Source organism: uncultured Methanobrevibacter sp., from assembly GCF_905235195.1.
Lineage (GTDB): Archaea > Methanobacteriota > Methanobacteria > Methanobacteriales > Methanobacteriaceae > Methanarmilla.
This window is the reverse complement of the sequence record NZ_CAJOKH010000083.1, coordinates 1-3,965: the sequence shown is the minus strand read 5'-3', so window position 1 is coordinate 3,965 and position 3,965 is coordinate 1. Positions and strand designations below refer to the sequence as shown.

Here is a 3,965-nt window from a genome sequence, read left to right as displayed (position 1 = left end):
ATTTGATTTTTATAGATGCTACACCGTTATGTACTGTTGCATTATAAGATTTACCATTGACTGTGAATTTTACTATTCCTTCATTTACTTTATAACCATGATTATCAGTAATAATTGCTTTTAATGTTGCATACCCCTTGTTTGTTGTATAATATTTTTCTGATGTTATTTTTACTTGCTCTTAAGATCTATTCTAAAAACATCTATTTCGTACTCAAGCAATCATTTAATCAATTACACAATCGATTATTCAAGCACTTACTCATGCAAGTGTTCGATTGCTTGAGCACTTATGCAATTATTCGACCACTTATTTTTTTGGCGGTTCGTGTTCCCAACGATATATTCTGATTTCTTCTCGAATACTCTTTGGTAGGTTATTCAAAAATTCTTCGTCCATAATATTGTATATACCTGAAGCATATAATCTCAATTCTTTTTTATCGTAGAGTTCCAGTTCTAATTCACTATATTTTTCTTCTGCTTCTTCTCTACTCAAATTGTTGAATTCTTCATACTTTTCAGTATATATTTTGCAGAACCTATATAATTCATCGTAGTTCATTTGAATTTCCCACCAGTTTTTATCTTTATCTTCATTAAGATCCTCTATTCTAAAAACATCATTGTCTGCGGATATAGTTTTTTGATTTAATTCCTCATCAGCACTATAAAAACAGTTTCATTTGTTGCTGAAAGTGATGAAACATTACTATTTTCTTCATCAATTGAAAGTACATTATTAGTTTGTTCTTTAATTATATCAGTACTATTATCTGCTGCACTTACACAAGATATACTTAAAATAACAAATATCATGCTTAAAATCAGTATATACTTTTTTTCATATTTTTCCTCCATTATACCGCGTGTAATAATTAGGTATATATAATAATTATAATAAGTATTTCTAAAACAAAATTTTGGATTTACACTTATTCAATGGAGATGAATTAATATAAATAATAAGTTTAATTAATCCCTCTCCATCTAACTGCATTTCGTACTTATACTGCTCACCGATTATTCAGTAATCTAGTTTTTATAAAAGAAGTAACCCATAATAACTCTTTCCAAAAATAATATTTTCATTTGCGATATATGTTTATTATATTGGATATATAAAATAAGTAATAAAACTTATTATAATCTTAACATATCAAGCGGAATTAGTATAATATGCAATTTTATAAAAATTTGAAAAAAAGTAGTTGTGTTTGTTAAATTGTTAAATAACAGTAATATATTTTATTTAAACTAAAAATAGAAAAAAATTGTAGATGCACATCACATCTACTTAATCTTAATCATTACTTTATTGGATACTCTACTATAATAAGTATCTCCTTTATATGTTACTGTTGCTTTGTACATTCCTCTTTTAGTTAACTTGATATTAAATGTTGCTTTACCTTTTTTATCTGTTTTAGCAGTATATGTTTTCTTATCAATTTTCATTGTAACTTTTGCTTTGTTCATTGCCTTTCCTAAATGGTTTTTGAGTTTTACTGCATATTTCTTTGTTTTAATATTATTTTTAAAGGTTTTATGAGTAGTAGTTAATTTTGGTATTGCTTTAATAATTATATTAAATGAATTATGAGTAAGTATATGATATTTATTATCCGCTATTATAGTAACTTTATGTTTTCCTATCTTTAAATTTTTTGTATTAATCTTCACAATCCCATCTTTTGCTGTTAAATGATATGATTCGTATTTTTCTCCAGTATAAACATTTACAGTAACTTTCATACCATCTTCTAAGTTGAAAATTTCAGCTTTATTATTTTCCCTGTATTTTGCTACATTGTAATCAATATCAATCATAGTAAATAAATCAAAAACATCATAATATGTTTCGTTAAACGTAGAACCACACCAAATTTTAATCGAATGTCTACCAAGAGCAGTAGCCTTTCCATTTAGAAATATGTGTCCATTACCATTAGAACTTATCATATGAATTTTAGTTGGTTCATTATCTATTACATATTCATAGTTCGTATTAGAAATCAGATTATTATCAGAATCAAGAATTTTAAAATCATAATAATGTCCAGTGTCTGATGAAATAAAAGTAGTAGGATTAGCAATAATATAAATAATTCCATCATTTAAAACAGAAAGTTTAGCAGTAGTTAAAACCGGAGCACTTAAATATTTTTTATCAGCCTTAGTAATTTTAATAGTATACTCTCCTACTTTTAAGTCTTTAGGATTAATAATATATTTAAGCGTTCCACTACCTGTACCCATATAATTTTTATTAAAAATTTTTTTATTATTTGAATTATAAATTTCTAAATTAAAATTATATTCAGATGGAGCAGTAACAGACATTTTGATAGTTTCATTAGATCCATAAATCATTTTAATATCATTTGTTTTAACAACAAAATCAGAAGAGCCTAAATTTATGTTTAATTTAGCAGTAGCGAAAGTTGTATAATAGAAAGCATTAATCTCATAGGCAGTATTATATCCAGTAGTTTCCCTATCTACAATGTTAATAGTATATTTCCCCGGAGTTAAAGAATAAGGAGCAATAGAGTAACTTATTGTGTTAGTACTCTTAACTGTACCTGAATATTGTTGACGAATTTTAATGTTTGAATAGGAATCTAAAACCTCTAATATAAAATAATACTCACAATTATTGCCATAGTCTGATGACACTGTCATTGATATTTTTCCACTCTCTCCATAATTCATATTAACATCATTAGTACTAACTGAAAACTTTGATGGTTGAGAAGATGGTGATGAACCTGAACCTATAGTTAATTTAGCGGTCTTAAAAACATGGTTAGGATTAGTACCATCAATGATTTTAATAGTGTAAGTTCCAGAACTTAAAGAATTAGCATTAATATTATACACTACTCTCTTTGTGTTAGCAGTGTTAACATTTTCTTCTGCATATTTTTTACTAATGACTTCTTTATTCTTTGAATCATACACTTTTAAATAAAAATTATATTTAGAATACATGCCCTGAGTTGGGGAAATAGACATAGTAATAGTTCCACTAGAACCATATGGGATTGTAGTATCACTAACAGAAACAGAATATTCTGAATAAATTACAGAGTTTATAGTAAAACTTCTAGTAGCTAGAACACGGAAATCAGCTACATTAACTAGTCTTGCAGTATATGTTCCAGAACCTAAATTATTAGAAGTAATAGGATAACTAAAACTTGCGCGATAATATAAAGCAGCAGGAGTATTATAAGTATCCCCTTTATATTCTTTAGTAATTTTTGTAGCTCCATTTGAATTAATTATTTCTAAACGCAAATCATATGAATAAGGATTCTTATTAGCAGGTACAAGTGTGAATGAAACAGATGCACTAGATCCATAATTAAATGAACTAGGTGAAACACCGAAATTACTAACAGAATATTGGAGTGTCTCACTTAAAACATCCTCATCATTCACTGAATTTAATATATTTTTATATTTATCATTTAAAGTATCTGACATATTATTATTACTTTCAATAGATGGATTATAATTATTTAATTCATCATTTTCAATTATTACACTTTCATCAACTGTTTCTTCCATATCAACAATATCCGTAGTATTATCTGCTGCACTTACCACTGTAACAGCAATAAAAAATACAAATATTGTCACGAAGAATAATTTTTTATTTAACAATATTATCTCCTCATTTTCTAATAATATATATTATACACAAAGTATATATTAAATATTCCGAATACACAACTTATCAATATTTAATATTAATACATCAATAGCCATTATAACAAATTTTATTGATACAATTAATACATCACCTTTAATAATCAATCTTTTAATTAATTTTTTCCTTGAATTTTAGAGGTATATTTAAAATAGCAGTTGCAATTTAGTTGCAATTAATTGCAATTCTTAAAAAAAGTGGGGTGAAGAAGATATGATATTAGTCTGAATTAATATCAGCATATAAT

At 26.0% G+C, this 3,965-nt stretch carries 3 protein-coding genes; all 3 read right to left on the bottom strand.

All coding sequences use genetic code 11. From position 1 onward, the window contains the following. Positions 1-310: 310 nt before the first annotated feature. The 3 genes from QZ146_RS08450 to QZ146_RS08440 all read right to left on the bottom strand — a co-directional run bounded on the left by QZ146_RS08450 (position 311) and on the right by QZ146_RS08440 (position 3,672). Positions 311-565, bottom strand: coding sequence for a hypothetical protein (locus tag QZ146_RS08450; RefSeq protein WP_295723572.1), 255 nt, complete (start codon positions 563-565; stop codon positions 311-313). Positions 566-651: 86 nt separating this feature from the next. After that, the gene (locus QZ146_RS08445) at positions 652-861 is read right to left on the bottom strand and encodes a hypothetical protein (RefSeq protein WP_295723569.1); all 210 of its coding nucleotides are present in this window, start codon (positions 859-861) and stop codon (positions 652-654) included. A 432-nt stretch (positions 862-1,293) separates the two neighbouring features. Then, the gene (locus QZ146_RS08440) at positions 1,294-3,672 is read right to left on the bottom strand and encodes a hypothetical protein (protein ID WP_295723566.1); all 2,379 of its coding nucleotides are present in this window, start codon (positions 3,670-3,672) and stop codon (positions 1,294-1,296) included. Positions 3,673-3,965 lie beyond the last annotated feature (293 nt).

Bases quoted from the DNA above. Each gene is read 5' to 3' on its own strand.
- QZ146_RS08450 (WP_295723572.1), bottom strand. From the start codon at position 565: ATGAACTACGATGAATTATATAGGTTCTGCAAAATATATACTGAAAAG.
- QZ146_RS08445 (WP_295723569.1), bottom strand. From the start codon at position 861: ATGGAGGAAAAATATGAAAAAAAGTATATACTGATTTTAAGCATGATA.